Here is a 13,554-nt window from a genome sequence, read left to right as displayed (position 1 = left end):
CGGAGGCCCGCCTTTGGTGGGTGAACGCGTTGCCGTTTTTTGCGGGGGTGACCCATGTCCGACATTGTCCAGAAGCTCGATGCCGCCGCTAAAAAGGCGCCGGTTGTCCCGGTACTTGTGGTCGACTCTGCGGCCTCTGCAGCGCCGCTGGCGCAGGCGCTGGAAGCGGCGGGTGTGACAATTGCGGAAGTGACGCTGCGGACCGCTGACGGGCTGAAAGTGATTGAGGCGATGCGCAAAGCAGCGCCAGGGCTGATCGTAGGCGCGGGCACCGTGCTGAGCGGGCGCGATGTGGAAGCAGCGCTGGCGGCGGGGGCGGAGTTCCTTGTTTCGCCCGGCATGTCGCCGGGGCTGCGCGCGGCGCTGGGCGGACGGGAGCAGCTGATGATCCCCGGTGTGGCGACGGCCAGCGAAGCGATGACCCGCGCAGAGGAAGGCTTTCGGCGGCTGAAACTGTTTCCGGCGGCGGTCGCAGGCGGTGTTCCGGCGCTGAAGTCTCTCGCCGGACCGCTGCCGCATTTGAAGTTCATGCCGACGGGCGGTATCACCGAAGGCGATGTGGTGAGCTATCTGGCGCAGCCGAACGTGTTTGCCGTAGGCGGATCATGGATCGCCAGCCAAGCCGATATTGCGGCAGGCAACTGGGACAAAATCACGGGGATTGCCAAGCGCCTGCTGGCGCCTGCCTGACTGGGTCAGCGAACGAGCTTCAGTTTCCTGGCGACCAGTAGCGCGGATTGTTCGATACCGTCCGGGCGGCCACCGGCCAGCCAGAGCAGCGTGTGGACCGTTGCATAGGTGGCTGCGCCCGTTGCGGACAAAACTCCAACCGTGAGGATGTTGTCCCACAGCGTGTCTGGCAGATTGAGTGACCGATCGACGACCATTACGGCACCCGCCATCATCAGTGTCGATATAATGGAGCGCGCGAAGTTCCGGACCTGATCGACAATCCGGATACTCAGAAGGCGCTTCAGAAAGGCGAGATTTACGATGGTCGTGAGGATGGTAGAGGCTACATAGGCCACCAGCAGGCCAAGGAAGCCGTGGGTCCATGTGCCGATGACCAGGCAGGTGACCCGGATAACAAGAAGTATCACATCGCGACCCAGCATGACCCGCGTCTTGCCCAATGCCATCGCGACGGATCGAATAGGCCCAGCGGCCATCAACAAGCTGGCGCAGGGCGCGAAGTACTGGACCACGATGATCGCCCGGTCCCAGCCCGGGCCAAGCATCAGGGGCACAAGCGGATCGGCCACGAGCGCAAGCCCAACGCCCATTGGCAGCGCCATCGCAACAGTTGCAGCCTGTGCCTTGAGATAGGCGTGGCGAAACCGGTGCATGTCGTCAGCCAGGCGGCTGAACGCCGAGAGCAGCGACCGGATGATCGGGATGAGGGCGATGTAGGAAATGTCTGTCGACAACTTGTTGCCGATGTGAAGCTCGCCGAGCATCGCCTGGCCGAAGCGCTTGCCTGCGATCAGGTTGGCACTTTCCGAGGCGAGCCGGTTTACGACCATGCTCATGCCCAGCCAGATGGAATAGCCCAGCAGTCGCTGCGGTGAGCGAAGCGAAAGCTTCGGCAGCCTCCGGGCGGCTATGTAGGTCACAATCATGCTGGCGAGGGCGCCAGCAATGAGGCCCACGACAAATGCCCAGTAGGATTTCCAGATGAGCGCGACCGCGATGCTGACAATGATCTGACAGATCTTGGAGGAAATTTCGGCGTACACATCCCATGTGAAATTCAGCGACCGTGCAAAGTTCTCAAAATATGGGTTTCTCAGGCCAAAGATGATGAGCTGTGCCGATAGTGCCATAATCACAGGTGCGACTTCTGGCATGTTGAACATTCCCGCCAATGGATACGCGAGGGCGAAGAGAAGAAGGGACACCAGGACAGATCGGATGATGGATATCGTCCAGGCGGTGTCGAATTCATCATCGGTCGGGGATTGGAGCGCGACGAGCGCGGTCGTCACTGGAACATCGAGAAGCCCGGCCAGGACGCCGATGATCGCCATTGCAAGGGCGATGACTCCAAAATCTTCCGGAACAAGAATTCGCGCGAGCACGATGGTGCTGAGGAATGCGAGACCGTAGCTCACCAGCTTTGCGAGGCCCAGCCAGGCGGTGGCGCGGATTACGCGACCTGGCGAGACTTCCTGTTCGTTACCGAAATTGGCCGGCGTATTATTATCGGTCATAAGCGCATCACTTGGACTGTTTCAGTTCGAAACGAAAGCATCGGGGGCGCGGTCACAATGAGATTATTGTGCCATGCACCAAAAATGATGCCCCTGCGAGGGGTACCCCTCTCCCCAGCATTGCAGTTGCTACAGATTTTATTTGTGGGCGGGGCAACCAAAGCGCGCATCTGGGGTGGGAACAAATCCTGCATTTGGCAAGCCGGAAGGCGAATAGTGCCCGATCCGATAGTGAACATGGGGGAGGCGTGATGCGTGGGGACACAACAGGGCGTGCAGGCGGATGTGCGGCTGGCAAGAAGCACAACTGAAGGCAGGATTTACAGGACCAGCGTATGATACAGGCAATTGAAGCCTGAGATTTTACCAATCCTGATCGAATATCGGCTAACCACGCGGGGGATTGCCTTGATCGTGGCGAGGTGCCGGATTAACCTTAACGACGGGGGCGTAATTGTTAGTAGAATACAAGAAGTGGGTGGATTGTGAATAATATTACTGCGCTGTTCGTCGGCGATGGGCCGCTTTTGACGCAATGTGTCGACGCCTATGTTTCAATGGGCGGCCAGGTCACAGCGATATTAACGCATGACGCTGCCATCGCCAGCTATGCTGGCACTTCCGGCTTCCGTGTGCTGAATAAAAATGAGGCATCGGCGAACGATTTGGATGCGCTCGAATTCGACTACCTCTTCAGCATCGCCAATCTCGACATGCTTCCAGGGGAGCTTATTTCGCGCGCGCGCAGAAAGGCGATTAACTTCCATGATGGCCCGCTGCCTCGGTATGCCGGCCTGAATGCGACCTCCTGGGCCATTCTGGCAGGAGAGAGCGGGCACGGCGTGACCTGGCACGAAATGACCGACAAGCCGGACACCGGTGGAATTGTGGACGTCGAACCGGTTTCTATCGACCCCAATGACACGGCATTTAGCCTTAACGCCAAATGTTTCGAAGCGGGCCTGAGCGCTTTCAAACGCATTCTTGCTTCGGTGTCCGCTGGAGACGTGCCGGTACGCGCGCAAACGGGCGAGCGCACCTACTTTGGAAAATTCAAACGCCCGGCGGCAGCGGCAACTTTGCGCTTCGATGTGCCGGTTGAGGAAGTTCTGGCTCTGGCGCGGGCGATGTCTTTCGGGCCTTATAACAATCCGTTGTCCGCGCTGAAGCTCTGGACCGGTGAACGCGTTCTGCTGGTGAACGAGCTTGAGCTCTCCGGCAGTGCGCAATCCGTTCTGCCGGCGGGATCTATCGTGGGACATGACGCAGACGCCCTGATGGTAGCCGTTCAGGGTGGCAGCCTTGTGCGCTTGAAGGGCATTACGGATTCAGCTGGTGCGCCGGTGTCGCTTACAGGCCAGAAGGATCTGGGCGTTGGGGCTTGTTTGCCGTCGCTCTCAGACGATGCGGTTGCCCATCTCGATGGGCTGGTGAAGTCCGCTTCGAAAGCTGAGCCATTCTGGCTGGCGCAAAGCGCGCGTACGCCAGCTGCCGAAGGTGTGCCTTATCCGCGCGCGATGGCGCCGGCAGCGGGTGTTCATGAGTTTGCTCTGGCAGATCAGGCGGACGTGGCAGTAGCGCTTTCGGCGCTTGCCGCCTGGTCCGCTCATGTCAGCGGGGCTGCTGCGGTTGCCGTTGCGCTTTATGATGCCGATCATGTTTCCGGCCTTGGCCAGAGCGCCGCCTGGTTTGAGCCGTGGCGCCCGGTTGTGCTGGATGTTTCGCCGGCCGAAAAAGCAGGCGAACTGACACAGCGCGCGCGCGCCCTTCTTGAGGCCGCCAAGGATAAGGGGCCGTTGTCCGTCGATGCGTATATGCGCCGGGCGCGGACAGAGCGCGCACAGGGGCGGGCAACTGACTTTGCCATCGCGCTGGAGCTTGGCGCGGGGGCGCCGAAGCACCCGAACGCTGATATTGCGATGCAACTGGTGGCCGGCAAGGCAACCTTGCGATTCTCCGCCGCTGCATTCGACGCCCAGGTGGCGGCGACGATGGCGGCGCATATCAAGGCCGCATTCGACGCGCTGATCCGCGCGCCGGAACTGAGCGTTTCCGCAATCGAACTTTCCGCCGCCGATGAGCTGGCGATGCGGGCAGCATTCGAAGCCGGAGCGAACGTCAATGTTCCCTTCGTTTCTATGCATGGCGGCGTGCAAGCACAGGCGGCCAAGACGCCAGCCCGAATTGCGCTTCAGACGCGGGAAGCTTCGCTGAGCTATGCGGAGCTGGACGAAGCTTCCGACATCGTCGCGGCGCAGCTGGCTGCGCGCGGTGTGCAGCCGGGTGAAACGGTCGGCGTTTGCATGAGCCGCTCGATCGAAATGGTTGTGGCTTTGCTGGCCGTACTGAAGTCGGGATGTGCCTATGTGCCGCTTGATCCGGGTTATCCGGCGGATCGCCTGGATTACATGCTCGAAGATTCGCGCTCCCGCTTCGTCGTGACCAATGTGCAGGGTGTGGGTGAAGGTGTGCGTGCAACGCGCCTGACGTTTGATGAGCTTCGTGCTGGCACTGCGGACGGATGGGCGCGGCCTTCGTCGAGCGCTCAGGACCTTGCCTATCTGATCTACACCTCAGGTTCTACGGGCCGGCCGAAGGGCGTGAAAGTGCAGCATGGCGCACTGGCAAACTTCTTCGCAGCGATGGATAAGCGCCTTCCTTACAAGGACGGTGATGTCTGGCTGGCCGTCACCAGCCCCAACTTTGATATTTCCGTGCTGGAACTGTTCTGGACGCTGTCGCGCGGACTGACCGTGGCGCTGCATGGCGCTGAAGCAAAGAAGAGCAAGCCGTTCAGCCTGTTCTATTTTGCCGCTTCTTCGACGGCAAATGCTGACCAATACAAACTGTTGTTTGCTGGCGCGCGGTTTGCCGATGAAAATGGCTTCGAAGCGATCTGGACGCCGGAACGTCACTTCCACGACTTTGGCGGTTCGTATCCGAACCCGGCCGTGACCAGCGCAGCGCTGGCGTCGATCACCAAGAATGTGCACATTCGCGCCGGAAGTTGTGTTCTTCCGCTGCATCATCCGGTCCGCGTTGCCGAGGACTGGTCGGTCATCGACAATATCTCCGGCGGCCGGGTTGGTCTGGCGATTGCGACGGGCTGGCAGCCGAACGATTTCGTGCTTGCGCCGGACGCTTTTGCGGGCCGCAAAGATACACTGCCGGAGCGCATTGATACGCTGAAACGCCTGTGGCGCGGAGAAGCGGTGCCATTCGTAAATCCGAATGGACAGGAAATCCCTACGCGGATTATGCCGCGACCGGTTCAGAAAGAACTCCCGATCTGGCTGACCATCGCGAAAGCGGCCGAAGCCTTCGAGAGCGCTGGCCGGCAGGGATTCAACGTCCTGACTCACCTTCTCGGGATGTCGGTTGACGAGCTGGCGGGCAACATCGCGCGGTATCGCGCGGCGTGGAAAGCTGCAGGACATGCGGGCGAGGGGCAGGTGACCCTGATGCTGCACTCCTTTGTGGGCGACACCGATGAGGGCGTCCGCGAAGTCGTCCGGGAGCCGATGAAGGCGTACCTGCGTACTGCTGTGGATCTCGTGCGGGATGCGGCCTGGACTTTCCCGACGCTGGTTCAGCGCGGAGAACAGACCGGTCGCACGGCACAGGAAGTTATGGACGCCGAACCGCTTACGCCGGACGAAATGGATGCGTTGCTCGATCACGCTTTCGAGCGCTATTTCCAGACGAGCGGCCTGTTCGGGTCCGTTGAAACCTGCGCAGAAATGGCGCGCCGCGTTCATGGTGTCGGCGTCGATGAAATCGGTTGCCTCGTGGATTTCGGTGTCGACCAGGATCTGGCAATCGAACATTTGCCCTACCTGCGCCGCGTCATGGAGCGGGCCGGGGCACTGCCCGCCAGCGAGGCGCGTTTTTCTGTGGCTGAGGATCTCGAATTTTTCGGCGCGTCGCACCTTCAGTGCACGCCGTCGATGGCGATGATGCTGGGCGGGGAGCGTGAAAAGCTTGCCGGGCTTGAGGTGCTTTGCGTGGGAGGCGAGGCCCTTCCGATGGACCTGGCGCGGGCGCTGCGCGCTGATGCGCCCCAAGCCAAGCTGTTCAATATGTATGGCCCGACTGAGACGACGATCTGGTCGACCATGTGTGACCTCACAGAGTTTGGAAACTTCATTCCGCTAGGCGAAGCGCTGATCAATACGACGCTGCGGATCGATTCCGCTAGTGGACGGGCGCAGCCTGCGCTGGCCGCAGGAGAGCTGCTGATCGGTGGCGACGGTGTCACGCTCGGCTACTGGGATCGCCCGGAACTAACAGCCGAACGCTTTGTTACGCTGGCGGATCGCCCTGGGGAGACCCTGTACCGGACTGGCGACCTTGTTCGCCGTCATCCGGACGGGAAGCTGGAGTTCCTTGGACGGATCGACCACCAGGTAAAGCTGCGGGGACATCGTATCGAACTTGGCGAAATCGAAGCGGCCCTGGTGGGCACCGATGAGATCGCCCAGGCTGTCGTGGTGGCGCTGGGGGATACCAGCGAGAGCAAGCGCCTTGTGGCATATTGCGTTTCGAAGCCGGGCGCCACGCCGGACTTCAAGGCGCTGAAAGCCCAGCTTTCCCAGGAGTTGCCGGAAATCATGGTGCCCGCGCAGTTTGTGTCGCTGCCGGCATTCCCGCTGACACCCAATGGCAAGATCGACCGCAAGGCGCTTCCGGCGCCTGACGCGGTCACCAGCGGCGTTATGGAAGCTGCGGACAATGAAGTCGAACAGCGCCTGTCGACCCTGTGGTGTGAGCTGCTCGGATTGAGCGCGCTGGATGTGAACGCCAATTTCTTCGATCTGGGGGGGCACTCTCTTCTGGCCTTCCAGATGCTGCGCCGCGTCCAAGCAGAATTTGATGGCAATGTCAGCATAACGGACGTCTTCCGTTTCCCGACAGTCAGAACGTTGGCCACCCGTATCCGCGAGGGTGAGGGTGGAGATAAGGACAAGGTGAATGCAGGGATAGGCCGGGCGCAAGCGCGCCTCGCGGCCCGTCGCCGTCACCCAGCAGGAGCGTAACTCCCATGGCCGATGAGAACAGTATCGCCATTGTTGGCATGGCCGGACATTTTCCGGGCGCGCGTTCTGTCCGAGAGTATTGGAACATGCTGTCGGCAGGGCGCGATGCCACCCGCTGGCTGAACGAAGAAGAGCTGATCGCCGCTGGCGTGCCGTTCTCCACTATTCAGGATCCGAACTATATTCGCGCAACAATGCAGTTGCCGGATATGGAAATGTTCGACGCTGGATTCTTCGGATTCAGTCCGAAGGAAGCTGCGATCCTCGACCCTCAGCACCGTCACTTTTTGGAATGCAGCTGGGAAGCGCTGGAGGACGCCGGGCATATGCCGGACAAGTTCGATGGCGCCATTGGCGTGTTCGGCGGATGCGGCATGCAGGCCTATCTGGCATTCAACCTGCTCAGCAATCCGGAGCTGGTGGAAAACTGGGGGATGTTCCTTCTGCGCCACACGGGCAACGACAAGGACTTCCTGACGACGCGGGTTTCCTACCTGCTGGACCTGCACGGGCCGAGCGTTGGCGTGCAGACGGCTTGTTCAACGTCTCTGGTTGCAATCCATCAGGCGTGCCAGAGCCTTTTGTCGCGCGAATGTGATATGGCGCTCGCGGGCGGCGCCAGCATCGACCTGCCGCATGGCCGCGGGTATCGGTATGCGGAAGGTGAGATCCTGTCATCCACCGGGTACTGTCGCGCGTTTGACGATGCTGCCGATGGGACGCTGTTTGGCAGCGGCGCAGCAGTTGTTGCGCTTCGCCGCCTAGACGACGCGCTGCGGGATGGCGATAACATTCATGCGGTGATCCTCGGCTCCGCCATCAATAATGATGGGGCACGCAAAGCCGGATATCTGGCGCCAAGTATTGATGGTCAGGCGATGGCTGCCTCTGAGGCTCTGGCTGTGGCGGGCGTCGAGCCGGACTCCGTTGAATACATTGAAGCACACGGAACAGGCACGCTGGTGGGTGATCCGATCGAGCTGTCTGCGCTTCAGCAGGCGTATGATGGCGCAGGCGCCGGCTCCATCGGGATCGGCTCTGTGAAGACCAATATCGGCCACCTCGACACAGCGGCTGGCATCGCCTCGCTGATCAAGGTTGCCCTTGCCATGCGCGGCGAAAAACTGCCTGCGACGCTGAATTTCAACAGCCCCAACAGCCGGTTCAATTTCGGACGCAGCCCGTTCAAGGTCGTTGGTGACAGCCGCGATTGGCAGCGCGGCGCGAAGCCGCGCCGGGCCGGGGTCAACTCCCTCGGCGTAGGCGGAACCAACGCGCACGTTATTTTGGAGGAGGCGCCTGCGCGCCCCGGCGCAATGACGAGCGGCCCCTACGTGTTTCCGCTTTCGGCAAAAACCAAAGAGTCCCTTGATGGCCTGATCGCGAAATGGCGCGATTTTTCAGGTGATCCGGGGCCGGATTTCTGCATCGCAAATGCAGCCTTCACTCTGCAGACGGGACGGCGTGATTTCAATCACCGCGCCGCAGTTGTCGCGTCAAACATGGCAGAACTTGCGGATCAACTGTCGGCAAACGGCGCCTGGAAAAGAACTGCCGCCACGGCAAAGGATGCCAAGCCGCGCATCGTATTCATGTTCCCGGGCGGCGGCGCGCAATATCCGAATGCCGGCAGGTCTCTGTACAAGAACAATGCTGTGTTCCGCACCGCAGCGGACGCATGTTTCGCGGCCCTGGAGCCAAGCCTCGCGAGCGATCTTCGCAAGGTGATGTTTGCGTCCGAAGACTTTACCGCAGGATCAGCGGCGCTGGAGCGGCCGACCTATTCCTTGCTGGCAGTCTTCATCGTTGAATACGGCTTGTCGAAACTCTGGGAGAGTTGGGGCGTAACGCCCGATGCCGTGATCGGGCACAGCGCGGGAGAATACGCTGCCGCAGTTCTGGCCGGTGTCATGTCCTTGCAGGATGCTATTGCAGTCGTTTTGGAGCGCGGTGCGCTGTTCGAAAGCGCGCCCGCAGGCGGAATGATCAGTGTTCAGCATGATGAAGCGAGTGTGCGGAGACTGCTGGGTGACGATCTCGATATTGCCGTTCTGAATTCGCCACAGGTGACGGTTGTTTCGGGGGCGGATGAACCGCTTGCCGAGTTTTCGAAGCGTCTTGCAGCCGAAGGCATCAAGCATGCACCGGTGCGCATCAAAGTGGCCGCGCATTCGCGTATGCTCGATAGCGGGCTCGAGCGGTTCCGTAAGCGGCTGGAGAGCGTGAAGCTGTCTGCGCCCAAGGTCGATTTTATCAACAACCTCGTGGGCGAAGTTGCCGACCCGAACCTAATGTCCAAGCCCGACTATTGGGTGAACCACCTTCGCGGGTGCGTGCGATTTGCCGATGGGCTCTCGGCGGCGCTTTCCTCGCCGGATGTTATTCTGGTTGAGGTGGGGCCGGGGCAGGCGCTGTGTGCGCTTGCCGGGCTGGTGCAATCGGAACATTCTGCTCGGGGATGCGTGCCGACATTGCCGACAGCCGTCGATCCGCAAGACGACCAGGCTTACGCGCTTTCCGCATTCGGCAATCTCTGGACGCTCGGCGTTCCGGTAGATTTTGCGCGGGTGCGGAAAGGGGAAGGGCTTCGGCGGATATCGCTGCCGACTTACGCCTTTGAGCGGCAACGTCACTGGATCGAGCCCGGAAAAGGCCGGGCGGATAACGATGACGAGGTTCAGCAAATCCTGCGGCGTGCCGACATATCCTCCTGGATTGAGGCGCGCGTCTTCAAGAAGGCACCGATTGAGACCGCCGGGCGGAGGAAACGAAAGCATGTGATCTTCAGCGATGGCAGCGATGCTGCTTTCGGTCTGATCGACCGGTTGGTGGCGCGCGGAGATTCCTGTATCGTCGTCTCGCATGATCCGGCGGCGGATCAGCCGCGCGGAGACGGATCGGGCTTTGCATTTGATGCCGGGGCCGAGGATTACGCTCCACTCATTGAGGCATTGTCGAACGAACCGTCTGAGCCCGACACGGTTCTTTTCTTCTGGCCGCGACTTTTTGCGGGCAGCGACAAGCGTCTGGGCGCTTTCGACGCCAGCTTTACGCTGGCCAAAGCCCTGCAACTCACCGGCTGGGCTGAAGGCGCACACTTTGTTGCATTGACACAGAACGCCTTGGCGGTCAGCGCCGGAGACCACTGCGACGCCATGCAGGCCGCCGTTTTGGGGCCGTGGCAGATGCTCGCGGCAGAGCAGTCTGGCGTCCGGTCACGCGTGGTTGACCTGGATACAGAAGCCAGCGCGGCAGATATGGCAGACAACATCCTGAAGGAAATTGATAGCGATGGGGGCGCGCCAGTTGCCGCCTGGCGTAAGGGCGAGCGGTTTACACCGGCGCTTGAGCGCAGCGCGATTCCGCTCGACCGCAACAAGCTGCGCGAACGCGGCGTCTATCTGATCACCGGCGGCCTTGGCGGCATTGGCATGGAGCTGGCACAGTATCTTGCCGAAACGGTCAAGGCGCGTCTGGTTTTGGTGGGGCGCTCGAGTATTCCGCCTAGAGAGAGCTGGGGCACCCTGGCAGAGGGCCGAGGGCCATCCGCCGATGTCGCAAAAGTACGGGATTTGCTCGCGCTTGAAGCGTTGGGGGCAGAAGTTCTGGCGATCTCTGCCGATGTTTCCGATGAAGAAGACATGCAACGCGTTCTGGAAGAGGTTCGGGACCGATTTGGCGCCGTCAATGGTTTGTTCCATGGCGCCGGCACGATCAACGATGCGCCCATGGCGATGAAATCCCTGGAAGATGCGCATGGAGTGCTTGCGGCGAAGGCCGATGGTGCTGCTGTTCTCGACCGTCTGTTCCCTGAAGGTGAGGTCGATCTGTTTGCGGTGTTTTCATCAACCAGTATGCTGATTACTCCTCCCGGGCAAAGTGACTATGTGGCTGCCAATGCGATTGCTGAGTCGGTTGCTGCGTCGCGATGCGACGGGATGATTATCACCTGGGGCGTGTGGTCCGATGTCGGCATGGCGAAGCGTGCGGCTGATACTGGTGCGTCAGGCGAGGGTGGCATTCTTCATCCGTTGCTCGGAGCGAAGTCTGATAGCCGAGACGGTAAATTGCATTTCCACCAAACCTATTCTGAAGCGGCCCTGTGGGCGCTGGCCGAGCACCGGATTGGCACCAAGGCCGTTCTTCCGGGGGCGGCTTATGTCGAGATTGCCAGCGCCGCGGCGTTGGCAGGCGGCATGGGCGATGCGGTGGAGATCAGCAGGCTGAATTATGTGGTGCCGTTGGTGATCCAGCCGCGTCAATCGCGTCAGGTGCGTACCACGCTGACGCCGCTTGAGGACGATGGATACCACATTGAAGTGGAAAGCCGCGTTCATGCCGGCGAAGGTTGGCTGCTGCACTTTGACGCCAGCATCTCCAAACGCATGTCTGCGGATACAAGCCCGATTGGCCAAGTTTCCTGCCCGGATGAGGTGTCAGCAGAGTTGCTGACGCTCGATAGCCGTGGTGTCGGCTTTGGTCCGCGTTGGAAAAACGTGGTGCACGCAAGAACAGGGGAATGTGTCGCGACCGCTGAGTTCGTTCTCGCGCCAGAGTTCGCATCCGATCTTAGAAGCTATCGTATTCACCCGGCCCTGTTCGACACCAGCTTTGCGGTTGGTCTGTTCTTGCTGGAAAACGACGCCGAACGCGGCGTGTTCGCGCCTGTGTCTATCGATGAGGTAAGAATATTCGGCGCTCTGAAGCAGCGGTTCTCGGCGGTGTGCCGTATGCAGTCTGTCGAAGAAGACGCCGCGTCCTTTGATATTGACCTTAGGGATGAAACGGGCGGCGTGTTGCTGGAAATCCGTGGCGCGTCCTTCCGGCGGGTCACCTTTTCTGGTGAAGTGCCGACGCTTCCCAATCCGGATGCAGATATTCGGGAACGTCTAATGGCGGAGGGGATCCGTTCAGCTGAGTCCCGCGCTGTGTTTGAGCAGATCTTCACGCAAGGCGCCTCCTCCATTGTCGTTACGCCAGTGTCGATTGCTCAGATCCTGCATTTGACACGGGCGCCTGCGGACACAATGTCTGCCACCGGCAAGAAGGCAGGAGACGGTAAGGCGGTGAACGCGGGAGATCCCGTCGAGCAAAGGCTCGCCCAGATGTGCGCCGAAATCCTGGGAGTTGACACACTTGGGCTCGACGAAGAGTTTCTTTCTTACGGCGGCGGATCGCTGACCGGTGTTCGACTGTTTGCTCGTATTCGCCGCGAGATGGGCGTTGAGCTGGCTTTGAGCGCGTTGTTGCAAGCGCCAACCATCCGTGCCCTCGCAGTTATGGTGCGCGAACAATTGCCGGAAGATGCAGCGGAAACTCACGGTGCGGAAGCAGAGGCGAATTCCGGAGAGGCCGGAACGGCAGAGGCGGCAGAGCCAGCTCAGGGTACGGTATCGGAATTGCCGAAAAAACCGGCCGCAAAACCAATCACCAAGAGCCGCTGGACACCTCTGGTGAGAATGGTGCCGGGCGCGTCGGAGAAGAAGCCGGTCTTCTTGATCCACGGCGCGGGCGGAACTGCGCTTGTGTTCAAGCCGCTTGCGGATGGGCTGAAGTGTGGCTCACCCGTATATGGTGTGGAGGCACAAGGCATCGACGGATCCCTGCCGATTCTGGAAACCATTGAAGAGATGGCGGAGCTTTATGTGCGTCATATTCTTTCTCTGGACCCGGTTGGCCCCTATCGATTGGTAGGATACTCCGGTGGCGGAGTGATCGCTGTCGAGATGGCGCATCAGCTGAAGCAAAGCGGACGGGAAGTCGAATTCCTGTGCATGCTTGATACGCTGGCGCCGCAAGAAATGTATCGCCCGATCCGGATAGACAATGAGGTCAAACGCCTAGCCGGGAAAATGAAAGGGTGGACTAAACTTGATTTCGGAGAGATCGGCGCCCGAGCTGTAAAACGGGCGAATAAGGTTGTTGAAAAGGTTCGCTCACGGTTTGAGCCCAAACCGCCGCCGGCACCGAAATCACACATCGAAATCTTCTCCCGGCAAGTTATCGACGGGTACAAACGGGCTCAGAAGCTGTACCATCCTCCGCAATATGAAGGTGATGCATTGTTATACCGCGCGAAGAATGCCGAGCTACCCTTCGAACGCGCAGGCAACAAGCTGGGCTGGGATGGTATTCTGACGGGAAATATGGAAGTCGTTGTGCTCGACGCGGATCACTACAACATCCTCAGAACCCCCAATATCGAAGCTGTCGCCGAGGATATTTCCCGCCGGCTTGAGGCGCTGGACGCAGAAACGACTCCTGTATCCGAGGTCGCGTGACATGCGGGGGGCGTTGATTGCGGGAGC

The 13,554-nt window shown here is 60.2% G+C and carries 4 protein-coding genes; 3 read left to right on the top strand and 1 reads right to left on the bottom strand.

Annotated features, from left to right (window positions below; all coding sequences use genetic code 11):
- The first annotated feature begins 54 nt into the window (after positions 1-54).
- On the top strand, positions 55-690 hold the full coding sequence (gene eda, locus K1X12_RS13725; RefSeq protein WP_220988128.1) for a bifunctional 4-hydroxy-2-oxoglutarate aldolase/2-dehydro-3-deoxy-phosphogluconate aldolase: 636 nt from the start codon (positions 55-57) through the stop codon (positions 688-690).
- Positions 691-695: 5 nt separating this feature from the next.
- Here the strand turns inward: eda and K1X12_RS13720 are convergent, their stop codons facing one another.
- Positions 696-2,210: a lipopolysaccharide biosynthesis protein gene (locus K1X12_RS13720; RefSeq protein WP_220988127.1), complete on the bottom strand. Its 1,515-nt coding sequence runs from the start codon at positions 2,208-2,210 to the stop codon at positions 696-698.
- 485 nt (positions 2,211-2,695) lie between these two features.
- Here K1X12_RS13720 and K1X12_RS13715 point away from each other — a divergent pair, with 485 nt between their 5' ends.
- Together K1X12_RS13715 and K1X12_RS13710 are read left to right on the top strand one after the other, a co-directional pair.
- Positions 2,696-7,246, top strand: coding sequence for a MupA/Atu3671 family FMN-dependent luciferase-like monooxygenase (locus tag K1X12_RS13715; protein ID WP_220988126.1), 4,551 nt, complete (start codon positions 2,696-2,698; stop codon positions 7,244-7,246).
- Between the two features lie 5 nt (positions 7,247-7,251).
- Entirely contained in the window at positions 7,252-13,527 is a 6,276-nt protein-coding gene (locus K1X12_RS13710; RefSeq protein WP_220988125.1) for a type I polyketide synthase, read from the top strand.
- Positions 13,528-13,554: the final 27 nt, after the last annotated feature.

The organism is Hyphomonas sediminis (assembly GCF_019679475.1).
Classification (GTDB): Bacteria; Pseudomonadota; Alphaproteobacteria; order Caulobacterales; family Hyphomonadaceae; genus Hyphomonas; species Hyphomonas sediminis.
This window is presented reverse-complemented; position numbering and strand designations above follow the sequence as displayed.

Excerpts from the sequence above, each read along its gene's own strand:
- K1X12_RS13710 (WP_220988125.1), top strand. The coding sequence starts at position 7,252 with ATGGCCGATGAGAACAGTATCGCCATTGTTGGCATGGCCGGACATTTT.
- eda (WP_220988128.1), top strand. The coding sequence starts at position 55 with ATGTCCGACATTGTCCAGAAGCTCGATGCCGCCGCTAAAAAGGCGCCG.
- K1X12_RS13720 (WP_220988127.1), bottom strand. The coding sequence starts at position 2,210 with ATGACCGATAATAATACGCCGGCCAATTTCGGTAACGAACAGGAAGTC.